This window comes from Citrobacter sp. RHBSTW-00986, from assembly GCF_013783065.1.
Classification (GTDB): domain Bacteria; phylum Pseudomonadota; class Gammaproteobacteria; order Enterobacterales; family Enterobacteriaceae; genus Citrobacter; species Citrobacter braakii.
Genome location: NZ_CP056200.1, coordinates 2,364,100 through 2,378,250 on the forward strand (window position 1 = coordinate 2,364,100; position 14,151 = coordinate 2,378,250).

At 52.0% G+C, this 14,151-nt stretch carries 11 protein-coding genes and 1 pseudogene; 9 read left to right on the forward strand and 3 right to left on the reverse strand.

Annotation, left to right across the window (positions count from 1 at the left end; translation table 11 throughout):
• The first annotated feature begins 100 nt into the window (after window positions 1-100).
• Window positions 101-367, forward strand: a complete 267-nt coding sequence (locus HV345_RS11650) for a DUF333 domain-containing protein (protein ID WP_003020360.1) — start codon at window positions 101-103, stop codon at window positions 365-367.
• Between the two features lie 13 nt (window positions 368-380).
• On the opposite strand, the gene hslJ is transcribed toward HV345_RS11650, so the two are convergent.
• Both hslJ and HV345_RS11660 read right to left on the reverse strand, forming a co-directional pair.
• Window positions 381-800, reverse strand: coding sequence for a heat shock protein HslJ (hslJ, locus tag HV345_RS11655; RefSeq protein ID WP_046274558.1), 420 nt, complete (start codon window positions 798-800; stop codon window positions 381-383).
• Window positions 801-912: 112 nt separating this feature from the next.
• Window positions 913-1,902 carry a 2-hydroxyacid dehydrogenase gene (locus HV345_RS11660; protein ID WP_003833196.1) on the reverse strand — a complete coding sequence of 330 codons (990 nt, stop codon included), beginning with the start codon at window positions 1,900-1,902 and terminating at the stop codon, window positions 913-915.
• A 690-nt stretch (window positions 1,903-2,592) separates the two neighbouring features.
• Between HV345_RS11660 and HV345_RS11665 the strand changes: the two are divergent.
• From HV345_RS11665 to HV345_RS11680, 4 genes and pseudogenes are all read left to right on the forward strand, one after another.
• Window positions 2,593-5,231: pseudogene (locus HV345_RS11665) on the forward strand (YdbH family protein).
• The gene (locus HV345_RS11670) at window positions 5,228-5,419 is read left to right on the forward strand and encodes a YnbE family lipoprotein (RefSeq protein ID WP_016156612.1); all 192 of its coding nucleotides are present in this window, start codon (window positions 5,228-5,230) and stop codon (window positions 5,417-5,419) included. The pseudogene HV345_RS11665 and the gene HV345_RS11670 overlap by 4 nt, the downstream one beginning before the upstream one ends.
• A 7-nt stretch (window positions 5,420-5,426) precedes the next feature.
• Window positions 5,427-5,750 (forward strand): YdbL family protein, encoded by a 324-nt coding sequence (locus HV345_RS11675; protein ID WP_019076847.1) that lies wholly within the window; start codon window positions 5,427-5,429, stop codon window positions 5,748-5,750.
• 127 nt (window positions 5,751-5,877) lie between these two features.
• Window positions 5,878-6,063: a hypothetical protein gene (locus tag HV345_RS11680; protein ID WP_016153181.1), complete on the forward strand. Its 186-nt coding sequence runs from the start codon at window positions 5,878-5,880 to the stop codon at window positions 6,061-6,063.
• A gap of 43 nt (window positions 6,064-6,106) precedes the next feature.
• On the opposite strand, the gene azoR is transcribed toward HV345_RS11680, so the two are convergent.
• Complete coding sequence (gene azoR / locus HV345_RS11685) at window positions 6,107-6,712, reverse strand: FMN-dependent NADH-azoreductase (RefSeq protein ID WP_006684422.1); 606 nt, start codon at window positions 6,710-6,712, stop codon at window positions 6,107-6,109.
• A gap of 201 nt (window positions 6,713-6,913) precedes the next feature.
• On the opposite strand from azoR, the gene hrpA reads away from it, so the two are divergent.
• The 4 genes from hrpA to cybB all read left to right on the forward strand — a co-directional run bounded on the left by hrpA (window position 6,914) and on the right by cybB (window position 14,012).
• Window positions 6,914-10,816 carry an ATP-dependent RNA helicase HrpA gene (gene hrpA / locus HV345_RS11690; RefSeq protein WP_181636654.1) on the forward strand — a complete coding sequence of 1,301 codons (3,903 nt, stop codon included), beginning with the start codon at window positions 6,914-6,916 and terminating at the stop codon, window positions 10,814-10,816.
• A gap of 85 nt (window positions 10,817-10,901) precedes the next feature.
• Complete coding sequence (locus tag HV345_RS11695) at window positions 10,902-11,693, forward strand: YdcF family protein (protein ID WP_047417340.1); 792 nt, start codon at window positions 10,902-10,904, stop codon at window positions 11,691-11,693.
• Window positions 11,694-11,892: 199 nt separating this feature from the next.
• Window positions 11,893-13,332: an aldehyde dehydrogenase gene (gene aldA, locus HV345_RS11700; RefSeq protein WP_181627380.1), complete on the forward strand. Its 1,440-nt coding sequence runs from the start codon at window positions 11,893-11,895 to the stop codon at window positions 13,330-13,332.
• Window positions 13,333-13,481: 149 nt separating this feature from the next.
• Complete coding sequence (cybB, locus tag HV345_RS11705) at window positions 13,482-14,012, forward strand: cytochrome b561 (RefSeq protein ID WP_019076843.1); 531 nt, start codon at window positions 13,482-13,484, stop codon at window positions 14,010-14,012.
• Window positions 14,013-14,151: the final 139 nt, after the last annotated feature.

Sequence of the window (14,151 nt, forward strand, 5' to 3'; positions counted from 1 at the left end):
AACAGTGCGCATAAATGCGCATATTGCCTCTCGACGGCGGTGTTTCCGCTGCCTATTATTTATGGCTGTGTCGTTTGGTTAATATTCAGAGGGGAGTAAGATGCGCGCAGCGTTTTGGGTAGGGTGTGCCGCGTTATTATTATCGGCTTGTAGTAGTGAACCTGTTCAGCAGGCAACCGCCGCGCATGTCGCACCGGGGATGAAGGCCGCAATGTCCAGTTCTGGAGAAGCTAATTGCGCCATGATTGGTGGTTCGCTCTCCGTTGCCCGTCAGCTTGATGGTTCAGCTATCGGAATGTGTGCGTTACCCAACGGCAAACGCTGTAGTGAGCAGTCGCTTGCCGCCGGAAGCTGTGGCAACTATTAAGCCACCGCGTTTCCTACATTAAATCCGCGAGTTTATACGTCAGCGTTTGTTCTGCTGTCGCCAGTGTTAACTGGTCAGCAGTCAGATCGACCTGTGCGCCTTGCTTAAACATGTCGCTGACGATCCCGTCGAGCGCGTTAAGCTGCGGATCGGCGCACATCATGCGTGTCATCGCCATATCTTTAACCTTCAACTCGCCGTCGGACAGTTTGCCCTGACCGTGGAATTGATTACACATCTTTCCCGATACCGTCATGTTTTCGCCAAAACTCAATTCAGGTTGGTTATTAGCGACGGTGACGGCTTTACCATTCACGCTCTGCAAAACGAAGCGGTGATGCTGCAACTGTTCGCGATTGACGGAAACTTTTCCATTGCTCACACAGCCAGCCATCAGCATGCTGAGCGCAATCAACGTGACAACTTTTTTCATTCAATTTCTCTACGTTTGTGACGGGAATATATTCAATATAATAATGATACTGAAGATTTTAGCATCGGTGATTATCTGAAAATGCCCCCCTGAATCCAGGGGAGCACAGGGATTAGAAGAGGGCGTTTGGACAGGTTTCGCCTTTGGATATCTGTGCCAGATTCTGCAGCGTGGTCTCAGAAATGCTGGTCAATGCTTCGGCCGTCAGGAACGCCTGGTGACCGGTGAACAGCACGTTATGACAGGCCGACAGGCGGCGGAACACATCATCCTGAATCACGTCATTGGATTTATCTTCAAAGAACAGGTCGCGTTCGTTTTCATACACGTCCATACCCAGAGAACCAATTTTCTGGTTTTTCAGCGCATCGATAGCGGCTTGTGAATCGATCAATGCCCCGCGGCTGGTGTTAATAACCATCACGCCATTTTTCATTTGCTCAAAGGCTTCGTGATTGAGCAGGTGATAATTCTCCGGCGTTAACGGACAGTGCAGGGAGATGACATCGGACTCCGCGAACAGCGTTTTAAGATCGACATATTCAACGCCTAACTCCAGTGCGGCAGCGCTTGGGTAGGGATCAAACGCCAGCAGGCGCATCCCAAAACCTTTCAGGATCCGCAGTGCCGCAATCCCAATCTTACCGGTACCGATCACCCCAGCCGTTTTGCCATACATGGTAAAGCCGGTCAGCCCCTCAAGAGAGAAGTTGGCATCACGAGTACGCTGATAGGCGCGGTGAATACGGCGATTCAACGTCATCATCATGCCAATCGCATGTTCAGCGACGGCTTCCGGTGAATAGGCTGGCACACGGACGACCTGCAGGCCGAGTTCTTTTGCCGCGTCGAGATCGACGTTATTGAAGCCGGCGCAACGCAGCGCAATATATTTCACGCCATGCTTTTTCAGCTCTTCCAGAACCGGGCGGCTGCCATCGTCGTTGACGAAGATACAGACAGCTTCACAGCCATGGGCTGTTTTGGCTGTTTTCTCCGTCAGCAGAAAGTCAAAGAATTCAAGTTCAAAACCAAAAGCCTCGTTAACCTGCTGCAGATACTTCTTGTCGTACTGTTTTGTACTATAGATGGCGAGTTTCATAAGACTTTCTCCAGTGATTTTGACGTCACATTAATCCAATTCAAATTATTTTACAAAATCTAAAAAGTTATTGATAGTCATAGGCGTAATGAATAATTTCAGCGCATCTGTTGTTAGTGTGGGCAGGTTACTCAATTTCAACAACTGGATATTTTTCCGTCCAACTCAATACCCGTAATCGATGCAGGTAAAAAGCCAGCCGAATCACATCCAGACAGCTACGCTTATACAGGTAGCAAATATCGGGAGGGGTCATGTTAACTCACTCTGAAGCAAAGCGATGGGCCACCTTAATGCTTAAGGCGGCATTATGTGATGGTATGAAACCTGAGGAGATTTCCCGGCAGGTACATCTGGTCTGCGATCATCATGGTAGAGAGTGCCTCGAAGAGCTCATTGAGGAAATTCTGATAGAAGCTGGTCGTTTAGGACCTAAACATAGCGATGGAGAACTGAGGCCTCATTGAGTCTGAGTTCTTTATATTCCCGACGGCACGTGTAACAGCGTGCCATATAAAATAATGCACTATATTATTGAATTAATTATTATTTTATTGATTCCCGTTGATTAATAAATAGTGCATATACTTCATGGGAATTTATTCTTAATGTGGGCATATCCTGTTAAACATGCCACAATACTGGCCTAAACCGGCTTAAATTTTCGCTAAATCAGGATATTAACTACCCATGAAGGGTAAATATAAAGCCGCTCTGGCACTTCTCTTATTATTGATTCTCGTGCCGCTGACGTTGGTGATGACGCTTGGCCTGTGGGTTCCTACGCTGGTGGGCGTCTGGTTACCTGTTGGCACGCGCATCGCGCTGGATGAGAGCCCTCGGCTGACACGGCATGGGCTGCATATTCCGGAACTCCGTTATCTGGTCGATGATTGCCCGCTAGCGCGCATTACTCAGGCCGATCTTTCTCATCCCAGCCGCTGGTTGCTCAATGTCGGGACAATTGAGCTGGATTCCGCTTGCCTGGCTAAATTACCGCAGACAGAAGCGTCTCCGGCAGCGCCCAAAACGCTGGCTGAATGGCAATCGATGCTGCCCAATACCTGGATTAACATCGACAAAGTTATTCTCTCCCCCTGGCAGGAGTGGCAGGGAAAACTGTCTCTCTCGCTAACGCCATCGACCCAGCAACTGCGCTACCAGGGTGAAAAAGTGAAATTCCAGGGGCGTCTGCACGGGCAAAATCTCACGGTAAATGAGCTGGATATAGCCGCGTTTGAAGGGCAACCGCCGGTAAAACTGGTCGGTGAATTTACCATGCCGCTGGTTCCTGATGGACTACCGGTGAGCGGTCATGCGGTTGCTACTCTGAGCTTGCCGCAGGAGCCCTCACTGGTGGACGCCGAACTGGAGTGGCAAGAAAACAGCGGACAACTGATCGTCATGGCGCGGGACAATGCCGATCCGTTGCTCGATCTTCCGTGGGAAATAACCCGCCAGCAATTAACCATCAGCGACGGTCGCTGGAACTGGCCTTATCAGGGATTCCCGCTCAGCGGGCGGTTGGGCATGAAAGTTGAAAACTGGCAGGCCGGGCTGGAAAATGCGGTGGTGAGCGGGCGTCTGAACATACTGACCCAAGGCGATGCAGGTAAAGGAAACGCCGTATTAACGCTGGGGCCGGGTAAGCTGGGTGTGGATAGTAGCGACATGCCGTTACAGTTGATAGGCGAGGCGAAACAGGGTGACCTGATCTTCTACGCCAAATTACCCGCCAGACTCACCGGAAGCCTGAACGACCCGCAGCTGGCTTTCGAGCCTGGAGCGCTGCTGCGTTCGCGTGGACGGGTGATTGACTCGCTGGATATTGACGAAATTCGCTGGCCGCTGGCGGGCGTAAAAGTAACGCAGCGCGGCGTAGATGGCCGTCTGCAGGCTATATTGCGCGCGCATGAAAACCAGATGGGCGGTTTTGAATTGCATCTGGATGGTCTGGCAAATGATTTTCTCCCTGACGCGGGTCGCTGGCAGTGGCGGTACTGGGGCAAAGGCAGCTTTACGCCAATGCATGCGCGTTGGGACGTGGCGGGTAAGGGCGAATGGCATGACAACACCCTGAAGCTTTTTGATCTCTCCACCGGATTTGACCACCTGCAATACGGCACCATGAAGGTAGAAACCCCACGCCTGGTGATGGACGAGCCGATCATCTGGGTACGGGATGCCAACAAACCGACTTTTAGCGGCGCGCTGTCGCTGGACGCAGGGAACACCACTTTTACCGGGGGGAGCGTGTTACCGCCGTCAACCCTGAAGTTCAGCGTGGAAGGCACCGACCCGACGATTTTCCAGTTTAAAGGCCAGCTTCACGCGGGCGCGATAGGTCCAGTACAGGTAAATGGACGTTGGGACGGGATCCGCCTGCGCGGACAGGCCTGGTGGCCAAAACAATCGCTCACCGTATTCCAACCGCTCATCCCACCAGACTGGAAAATGAAGCTACGTGAAGGTGAACTGTATGCGCAGGTTGCGTTTTCGGCTGCCCCGGAACAGGGCTTTGAAGCGGGCGGCCATGGGGTATTAAAAGGCGGTAGCGCCTGGATGCCGATAACCAAATTAATGGCGTCGATTTTGTGTTGCCTTTCCGGTTTAGTGAAGGCGCATGGCAACTGGGTACGCGTGGACCTATTTCACTGCGTATTGCGGAAGTGGTGAATCAGGTGACGGTGAAAAATATCGCCGCCGATCTACAGGGGGCGTATCCCTGGAGTGAAGACAATCCGTTACTGTTAAGCGATGTCAGCGCCGAACTGCTGGGGGGCAAAGTCATCATGCAACAACTGCGGATGCCGCAGCACGATCCGGCATTATTACGGGTGCAGAATATCTCTTCCAGCGAGCTTATCAGCGCGGTTAATCCCAAGCAATTCGCCATGTCTGGCCCGGTCAGCGGTGCGTTGCCGTTATGGCTGGATAACGAAAAGTGGATCATTAAAGACGGCTGGCTGACCAACCCGGGGCCTATGACGCTGCGTATTGATAAAGACACGGCGGATGCCGTCGTCAAAGATAATATGGCAGCTGGTGCGGCCATTAACTGGCTGCGTTATATGGAAATAAGCCATTCCTGGACGAAAATAAATTTGGATAATCTCGGTGTCTTAACCATGCAGGCAACCGTAACTGGCAATAGCCGGGTGGATGGCAAAGTGGGGACGGTTAATTTGAATTACACCCATGAGGAAAACGTCTTTACGCTATGGCGTAGTTTGCGTTTTGGCGACAATTTACAGGCATGGCTTGAACAAAATGCAGCGCTGCCGGAATCCCATTGCCCGGAAGGCAAGGAATGTGAGGAACAACAATGAAAACGATAGCTGCCATGCTGGGTCTGCTGGCTTCATCTCTGCTGATCGGGTGCACACCCAGAATCGAAGTGGCTGCGCCTAAAGAGCCGATCACTATTAATATGAACGTCAAAATCGAGCATGAGATCCATATCAAAGTCGATAAAGACGTTGAGAGCTTATTAAAATCGCGCAGCGATTTGTTCTGAGGTCACGATGAAAAAACAGCTTGCAGTGATCCTGGTGGCATTGAGTTTATTCAGTGGCAATGGGTGGGCATTGACCTTGAATGAAGCCAGAACCCAGGGGCGGGTGGGCGAAACGCTTAATGGTTATCTGGTGGCATTGCAAACTGACGCCGAAACGCAGGCGCTGGTGAGTGAGATTAATAAAGCACGCAGCGCCAGCTATCAGCAACTGGCTGAGAGCAATAACATTCCTCCAGATGAAGTGGCGAAAATGGCCGGACAAAAGCTGGTCGCTCGGGCTAAACCAGGAGAGTACGTCCAGGGCATCAATGGTAAGTGGTTGAGAAAATAATAAATCTTCTCTGCACACAACCGGAGAGGCACGACGCTGACTTATTCATCGACATCGCAATAGTTGCCACACGGCATCAAACTGAGGCTGATATAGTTCAACACCGGTCGCGTTGCGGAGTGAAATCATGTGGCTTTTCAAGTGGTATGTCTGGAATCGTTGGATATTCAAGCTGTTAAGCCGGGATGTTGCCGAGCCAGAACAATTTTTGCTGCATTGCTGGGAAGAGAATCTGGCGAAGTGCAGAGATTATGCAACCATCTGGCGGGATATTAACCGCATTCACGGCAAACAGGTGCAGGTAAAGAAGTAAATGCTGGAGAAACCCTCTCACCGGATGGTGAGAGGGTGAATTATCAGGCAGCGACGACGCTGTCGATAGCGGCTTTCGCATCGGACTGCGCTTTGGACGCCACTTCCGGGCCGTACGCAATGCCTTCAGCAAAGACGACGTTCACGTCGGTGATGCCGATAAAGCCCAGGAATACGTTCAGATACGGCGTGATCAGGTCGGTCGGCGTATCTTTATGGATACCACCACGGCTGGTCAACACGACTGCGCGTTTACCCGTCACCAGACCTTCCGGACCTTTCTCGGTATAACGGAAAGTCACACCTGCACGGGCAATCAGATCGAAATAGTTTTTCAGCTGGGTTGGGATGTTGAAGTTATACATCGGCGCGGCGATAACAATCACATCATGCGCTTTCAGCTCAGCAATCAGCTCATCGGACAACGCCAGCGCTTCCTGCTGACGCGGTGTCAGCGGTGCATCGCTCGGGCGCAGCGCACCCACCAGTTCGCCATCCAGTACCGGAACAGGATTTGCAGCCAGGTCACGGACGGTGATTTCATCAGCGGAGTGCTTTTCACGCCACTGTTCAACAAAATAATCAGACAACTGACCAGACTGAGAGTACCCTGCCAGAATACTGGATTTAAGAACTAATACCTTGCTCATGGGTGTTTCCTTTTATGTGTTTGAAGGGGGAGTGCCCCGTTGCTTGTTGACACTTTATTCACAATCCTGTCGCAGTGATAGCGCAATATATCGAATCCTATGTTCGAAATTATTGAACAACACATGAAAAGCGCTGATGTGGTACTCTATACCTATCATCTAAAAGAGATTTAACCCGGCAGAGCACTGCCTTTTAACGCTATGACAGAACAACAAAAATTAACCTTCAACATGTTGCAGCAACAGCTGGATTCACTGATGCTGCGTGACAGACAGCGTTTTGCCCGCCGCCTGCAGGGCGTGAAGAAGGTTAAAAATCCTGATGCACAACAGGCCATTTACCAGGAGATGGCAAAAGAGATTGATCACGCTGCAGGTAAAGTTGTGCTGCGTGAAGCCGCGCGTCCGGTCATCAGATACCCGGAAAACCTGCCCGTCAGTCAGAAAAAACAGGATATTCTGGAAGCGATCCGCGATAACCAGGTGGTGATTGTCGCCGGGGAAACGGGGTCAGGGAAAACCACTCAGTTACCCAAAATCTGTATGGAGCTCGGGCGCGGGGTAAAAGGGCTGATCGGCCATACCCAGCCGCGTCGTCTGGCGGCGCGTACCGTGGCGAACCGTATTGCAGAAGAGCTACAAACCGAGCCGGGCGGTTGTATCGGTTATAAAGTCCGTTTTAGCGATCATGTCAGCGACAACACCATGGTTAAGCTGATGACGGACGGTATCCTGCTGGCGGAAATCCAGCAGGATCGGCTGCTGATGCAGTACGACACCATCATCATCGATGAAGCGCATGAGCGCAGCCTGAATATCGATTTTCTGCTCGGCTATCTGAAAGAGCTTCTGCCGCGCCGTCCGGATCTAAAAATTATCATCACTTCGGCGACCATCGATCCGGAGCGTTTTTCAAAGCATTTCAATAATGCACCAATTATCGAAGTCTCTGGTCGAACCTATCCGGTGGAAGTTCGCTATCGTCCAATTGTTGAAGACGCAGATGACACCGAGCGTGACCAATTGCAGGCAATTTTTGATGCCGTAGATGAGTTAGGCCGTGAAAGTCAGGGCGACATTTTGATCTTCATGAGCGGCGAGCGCGAAATCCGCGATACCGCCGATGCGCTGAATAAGCTGGATTTGCGCCATACCGAAGTGCTACCGCTTTATGCGCGTCTTTCCAACAGCGAGCAGAACCGTGTGTTCCAGTCGCACAGCGGTCGCCGTATCGTGCTGGCGACCAACGTGGCGGAAACCTCGCTGACCGTTCCGGGGATCAAGTATGTGATTGATCCGGGTACTGCGCGTATCAGCCGTTACAGTTACCGCACCAAAGTTCAGCGCTTGCCGATTGAACCGGTGTCGCAGGCCTCTGCCAACCAGCGTAAAGGCCGTTGCGGTCGTGTTTCGGAGGGGATCTGTATTCGTCTGTATTCTGAAGACGATTTCCTGTCGCGCCCGGAGTTTACCGACCCGGAGATCCTGCGTACCAACCTGGCGTCCGTTATTTTGCAGATGACCGCCTTGGGGCTGGGCGATATCGCGGCGTTTCCGTTTGTTGAAGCGCCGGATAAACGTAACATTCAGGACGGTGTACGCCTGCTCGAAGAACTGGGGGCGATAACCACCGACGAACAGGCAACCGCTTACAAACTGACGCCATTGGGCCGTCAGCTCTCGCAACTGCCGGTGGATCCACGCCTGGCGCGCATGGTGCTGGAAGCGCAAAAACATGGCTGCGTACGTGAGGCGATGATTATCACCTCGGCGCTGTCTATTCAGGATCCGCGCGAGCGCCCGATGGACAAGCAGCAGGCCTCCGACGAGAAGCATCGCCGTTTCCACGACAAAGAGTCTGATTTCCTCGCATTTGTGAATCTGTGGAACTATCTCGGCGAGCAGCAGAAAGCGCTGTCGTCAAACCAGTTCCGTCGTCAGTGCAAACTTGATTTTCTGAACTACCTGCGCGTGCGTGAATGGCAGGATATCTACACGCAACTGCGCCAGGTGGTGAAAGAGTTAGGGATTCCTGTTAACAGCGAACCCGCTGAATACAGAGAGATCCACGTCGCGTTGCTGACCGGTTTACTGTCACATATCGGGATGAAAGATGCCGATAAACAGGAATTTACCGGGGCGCGTAACGCTCGCTTCTCGATCTTCCCAGGCTCTGGTCTATTTAAAAAACCGCCGAAGTGGACGATGGTAGCGGAGCTGGTGGAAACCAGCCGCCTGTGGGGACGTATTGCTGCACGCATCGATCCTGAGTGGGTCGAACCGGTTGCCCAGCATCTGATCAAACGTTCATACAGTGAACCGCACTGGGAACGTGCGCAGGGCGCAGTGATGGCAACAGAAAAGGTTACCGTCTACGGTTTACCGATTGTTGCAGCCCGTAAGGTGAACTACAGCCAGATCGATCCCGCGTTGTCGCGTGAACTGTTCATCCGCCATGCTCTGGTGGAAGGCGACTGGCAAACGCGCCATGCGTTTTTCCGTGACAATTTGAAGTTACGCGCTGAGGTGGAAGAGTTAGAGCACAAATCACGCCGTCGCGACATTCTGGTTGATGATGAGACGCTATTTGAGTTTTACGACCAACGCATCAGCCATGATGTAGTCTCCGCGCGTCACTTTGACAGCTGGTGGAAAAAGATCAGCCGTGAAACGCCGGATCTGCTCAACTTTGAAAAGAGCATGCTCATCAAAGAGGGTGCGGAAAAAATCAGTAAGCTGGATTACCCGAACTTCTGGCATCAGGGCAATCTCAAACTACGGTTAAGTTACCAGTTCGAACCCGGAGCCGATGCGGACGGTGTGACCGTACATATTCCGCTCCCGCTGCTCAATCAGATCGAAGAGAGCGGTTTTGAATGGCAAATTCCGGGGCTGCGCCGTGAACTGGTTATCGCCCTGATTAAGTCTCTGCCGAAACCGGTACGACGCAACTTTGTGCCCGCGCCGAACTATGCGGAAGCGTTTTTAGGCCGCGTCACGCCGCTGGAACTGCCGCTGCTCGACTCGCTGGAGCGTGAACTGCGCCGCATGACCGGCGTGACCGTTGACCGTGAAGACTGGCATTGGGATCAGGTGCCCGATCACCTAAAAATCACCTTCCGGGTAGTGGATGATAAGAACAAAAAGCTGCAGGAAGGACGTTCGCTGCAGGATCTGAAAGACGCATTGAAGGGTAAAGTTCAGGAAACATTGTCTGCGGTGGCGGATGACGGTATCGAACAGAGCGGGTTGCACATCTGGAGCTTCGGTCAGCTTCCGGAGAGTTACGAGCAAAAACGCGGCAACTATAAGGTAAAAGCCTGGCCAGCGCTGGTGGATGAGCGTGACAGCGTTGCCATCAAACTGTTTGATAACCCGCTGGAGCAACAGCAGGCGATGTGGTGCGGTTTACGCCGCCTGTTGTTACTGAATATTCCTTCACCAATCAAATATTTGCATGAAAAACTGCCCAACAAAGCCAAGCTGGGGCTGTATTTTAACCCGTACGGTAAAGTGCTGGATTTGATTGACGACTGTATATCCTGTGGTGTGGATCAACTGATCGACGCCAACGGTGGTCCGGTGTGGACCGAAGAAGGCTTTGCGGCGCTGCATGAAAAAGTGCGGGCTGAACTGAACGATACGGTGGTGGATATTGCTAAGCAGGTCGAACAAATTCTGACCGCGGTGTTTAATATCAACAAACGTCTGAAAGGGCGCGTGGATATGACCATGGCGCTGGGGCTTGCGGATATCAAATCGCAGATGGGCGGGCTGGTGTACCGTGGATTTGTTACCGGCAATGGTTTCAAGCGTCTGGGCGATACGCTGCGTTATTTGCAGGCTATCGAAAAGCGTCTGGAAAAACTGGCTATCGACCCGCATCGTGACCGTGCGCAGATGCTGAAAGTGGATAGCGTGCAGCAGGCCTGGCAGCAGTGGTTCAATAAACTGCCTCCCGCTCGCCGTGAAGATGACGATGTCAAAGAGATCCGCTGGATGATAGAAGAGCTGCGCGTCAGCTATTTTGCCCAGCAGCTTGGTACGCCGTATCCGATTTCCGATAAACGTATTTTGCAGGCGATGGAGCAAATTTCGGGATAAATCGGTACCAGACAGCATACCGGGTAAGGTGACGTCACCGCCCTGTATGCAACCCGATAAAGTATTAAGATCAGGAGTCATGAGTATGAGCCAGTTTCCGACACTTTCCGCAACCACGCTTGCGGCGATCAATACCGTAGGGCGATGGTTGGCGCAGAATGATTTTACGGGGAATATCACCGTTCAGTCAGATTGCGTGATTCTGGCAGGGAACGCGGTTATTCCGACCATCGACGCCGCCTGCCGGATCGCGAAAGAGCAACAGGTTCCCTTGTTGATTAGCGGTGGCATCGGTCACTCCACACGATTTCTGTATGACGCGATTGCAGAGCATCCTCGTTACAATATCATTCGTACCACCGGGCGCGCGGAAGCGGCGATCCTTGCCGATATCGCACATCAGTTCTGGCAAATCCCAGGTGAGAAGATTTGGGTGGAAGACCAGTCAACAAACTGCGGTGAGAATGCCCGTTTTAGCTGTGCATTATTGAATCAGGCGACGGAAAGTATTCATACCGTCATTGTGGTACAGGATCCCACTATGCAACGTCGCACGATGGCAACCTTTCAGCGTGTAACCCGCGATGAGCCGCATGCGCCGCGCTGGTTGAGTTTCCCTGGATTCATCCCTGAGCTGGCCCAACAGCAAGACGGCGTGGATTTTGTGCCAGCAGCAGAAGGTTTGTGGTCAGTGGATCGCTATCTGTCTCTCATAACCGGTGAACTTCCTCGCCTGCGTGATGATGCCACCGGTTATGGGCCTTGTGGCCGCGATTTTATTGCCCATGTTGATATTCCTCAGAACGTTGAGCAAGCCTGGCAGCAGTTGCAAAATGACATCGTGCTGACTGACTTACTGGAGAGCCGCTCTCTGTAATTCCTGTTGCCCGTTTGTCGGCGTTTTGCGGCAAACGGGCAAAAATCACACCTGTTTTTTCCCTTCATCATCACTTTGCCAGACGCTTTTATGAAGCCGCTCACAGAACAGCCACTCCAGCCATAATACGACCTGCATGATTGATATTAATTAACAATAGTTTTACTTGTTAAAAACAAATCAATCACAGGAGAGCCGCATGTCAGTACCCGTACAACATCCTATGTATATCGATGGGCAGTTTGTGACCTGGCACGATGATGCCTGGATTGATGTCGTCAATCCTGCCACGGAAGAGGTGATCTCGCGTATTCCCGATGGACGTGCCGAGGATGCGTGTAAAGCGATCGATGCTGCACAGCGCGCTCAGCCGCAATGGGAAGCGCTGCCCGCCATTGAACGGGCGAACTGGTTACGCAAAATTTCTGCGGGTATCCGTCAGCGAGCCAGTGAAATCAGCGCGCTGATTGTGGCGGAGGGTGGAAAAATACAGCAACTGGCTGAGGTCGAAGTCTCGTTTACCGCCGACTATATCGATTATATGGCGGAGTGGGCGCGTCGCTATGAAGGCGAGATCCTGCAAAGCGATCGTCCGGGCGAGAATATTCTGCTGTTTAAGCGCGCTTTGGGCGTGACTACGGGCATTCTGCCGTGGAACTTTCCGTTTTTCCTGATTGCCCGCAAACTGGCTCCCGCACTGTTGACGGGTAATACCATTGTCATTAAGCCGAGTGAATTTACACCGAATAACGCCATCGCCTTTGCCAAAATTGTTGATGATATTGGCTTGCCGCGCGGCGTATTTAATCTGGTGCTGGGACGTGGTGAAACGGTCGGTCAGGCGCTGGCCGCAAACCCGAAGGTGGCCATGGTGAGCATGACCGGTAGCGTCGGGGCGGGTGAGAAAATTATGGCTGCGGCGGCTAAAAATATCACCAAAGTTTGTCTGGAGTTGGGCGGCAAGGCCCCGGCTATCGTGATGGATGATGCCGATCTTGAACTGGCCGTAAAGGCAATTGTTGACTCGCGGGTGATCAACACCGGACAGGTATGCAACTGTGCCGAGCGCGTGTACGTTCAGAAAGGTATTTATGACCAATTCGTCAATCGTCTGGGCGAGGCGATGAAAGCCGTGCAGTTTGGCAATCCGGCTGAGCGCAATGATATTGCAATGGGGCCGCTGATTAACGCCGCTGCGCTGGAGCGTGTAGAGCAGAAAGTTGCACGAGCGGTGCAGGAAGGCGCCAGAGTGGTGCTGGGCGGTAAGGCCGTTTCCGGCAAAGGGTATTACTATCCACCGACGTTACTGTTAGACGTGCGCCAGGAGATGGCGATTATGCACGAGGAGACGTTTGGTCCGGTGCTACCGGTGGTAGCGTTTGATACGCTGGAACAGGCGCTGATGATGGCCAATGACAGCGATTACGGTCTGACCTCATCGATCTATACGCAGAATCTGAATACGGCGATGAAAGCGATTAAAGGGCTGAAGTTTGGCGAAACCTATATTAATCGTGAAAACTTCGAGGCGATGCAGGGCTTTCATGCTGGCTGGCGCAAGTCCGGGATTGGCGGGGCTGACGGTAAACACGGTCTGAACGAATATCTGCAAACGCAGGTGGTGTATCTGCAGTCCTAAGTTTTCGCCGGGTGAGCCTGTACGCCACCCGGCGCAATTCTCACACTTTGCTGGCGATCCATAAGAATAAGCCGGGTGAGCAAAAGTTAATGAATTTTTAACAAAAGCCCGTTATGGTGACGCATTATTGTTTTTATTCAGGAAGTGTTATGGGGAATAAGTATTCTGGCCTGCAAATTGGCATTCACTGGCTGGTCTTTTTGTTGGTCATTGTGGCCTACAGCGCTATGGAGTTTCGCGGATTTTTCCCGCGCAGCTATCGTCCCTTATTTAACATGGTGCACGTATCCTGTGGCATCACTATTTTAACGCTGATGGTGGCGCGTCTGCTGGTCAGGCTAAAATATCCGGCACCGCCGATTGTGCCAAAACCGAAGCCGATGATGACCGGAATGGCGCATCTGGGGCATCTGGTTATCTATCTGCTGTTTATTGTTCTGCCGATTATTGGACTGGTGATGATGTACAACCGGGGTAACCCGTGGATTGCATTCGGCATCGTTATGCCGCATGCGGCAGAGGCCAATTTTGATGTAGTGGATATGCTGAAGTCCTGGCACGTGACGCTGGCAAATCTGGGCTATTTTGTTATTGCTCTGCATGCCGCTGCGGCCCTGATGCACCACTATTTCTGGAAGGACAATACGCTGCTGCGCATGATGCCGCGAAAACGCTCCTGATGTAATGCCCCGCAAATGCGGGGTATTTTTTTAGCCGATTATTTTTCCAGACATCATAAAAACTTACCGGCAAGATGGTTAAACAACGTCCAATTCATCACACTCGCTACTTGATTGCTGCTCTTATTAAAACTACTGT